The organism is Defluviitalea phaphyphila (assembly GCF_001466305.1).
Classification (GTDB): domain Bacteria; phylum Bacillota; class Clostridia; order Lachnospirales; family Defluviitaleaceae; genus Defluviitalea_A; species Defluviitalea_A phaphyphila.
The window spans coordinates 1-1,532 of sequence record NZ_JWID01000058.1 but is presented as its reverse complement, the minus strand read 5'-3'; the positions used below and the strand labels follow the sequence as shown (position 1 = coordinate 1,532).

Here is a 1,532-nt window from a genome sequence, read left to right as displayed (position 1 = left end):
TTTTCCACTATAATATGCTCGTCCGGTTGATGCCATTTTTGTTACATCACATAATATTTCTACCTCTTCAGGTATTTCTTCTTTTTCAATTTCTCCTAACTTTCTAATATTTTCTGCACCAACACCACCTACCAAAGCACTAATGCTCCCTACTACAGCACCAATACTTTCTCCTGTTATTTCTTCTTGCGTTTCTTTCATATTTCTATTTAATATATTTTCCATTACAATGGATAAAGTTTGTGTATTATATCCAACTTTTTCACTAAATTCTTTAAATCCATCAGCTATACTTTGTAATTTCCCTTTTATGCCTTCCCAAGTATCGCTTACTCCAGATTTTATACCTTCCCAAGTATCGCTTACTCCAGATTTTATACCTTCCCAGGCGTCGCTTACTCCAGATTTTATATCTTCCCAGGCGTCGCTTACTCCAGATTTTACATCTTCCCAGGCGTCACTTACTCCAGATTTTATATCTTCCCAGGCTTCACTTGCTCCAGATTTTATATCTTCCCAGGCGTCGCTTACTCCAGATTTTAAACTTTCCCATGCACTACTTATACTAGACTTTAAGTTTTCCCATGCTATTTTTATATTATTTATAAAGCTAGTTATTATATTTTTAACATTTCCTGCGAATTTTTCTATTGCTTTTGCTATTGCTATTAAATTATCTATCTGTATAGCTATTTCTTCCATTATTCCTTCTATTTTCTGATATACTTTTTGTTTTATACCTTCTATTCCATTTTTTAATTTTTCTATTAAAATTGGAACTTTATCTGATAAAATTTTAATTACCTTGCTAATAACTATTGTTAATACTCCTGCCAGTAAAATATTTATCCCAGGAAGTTTTACTAATGTAATAAAAAGTATAATCTTATGTAAATTCTCAAGCATATTATCTATCATATATTTTTCAAATAACTCTTTAAGTCCTTCATTGGCTATACTTATTTCTTCTTCAGACAAATCTGGGTAATACATCTTAAATAAACCTAATAATCTTCGAGCAAGTAATATTCTTTCGTCTTCATCTTCAACATTCTCCAAAAAATATGTAGTAAAATCATTTATTAATTTAGTTAATAATCCTTCCCTAGTAACAGGAGCTAATTCCACTTTTACTATATTTCCATTTTCATCTTTAGTTATTTTAATAATTGAATCTGGTCGATGATATTTTTTAAATTCACATAATCCTATAGGAATTGCTTTTTCTCTATATTCTTCTGTCCCAGCAATAGGTATTAATAAACCCTTTACTGGGTCTCCACATAAAAATCCAGATGATGAAGCTATAGATTTTATTTTATATTTATTTTTTGCAATCTCTTCTTCATATTTTTCACAAAATTTATCATTAAACCCTTGTCCTTCCAAAGACATGCATCTATCTACCTTGTCTGATAAAATAGCTACATACATAGCTTTATTTCCACCTTTTGAGTGACCAGTTACAGTAATATTATCATATTCTAGACTATTTATATAAGCTAATGAAAACTTCTGCTGAGTAGTATCTG

1 protein-coding gene is annotated in these 1,532 nt (G+C 30.1%); it reads right to left on the bottom strand.

The genetic code is table 11. The annotated features are described in order from the left end of the window. The coding region (locus OM90_RS12925; protein ID WP_160323683.1) for an Mbeg1-like protein at positions 1-1,532 on the bottom strand (1,532 nt) is incomplete at both ends.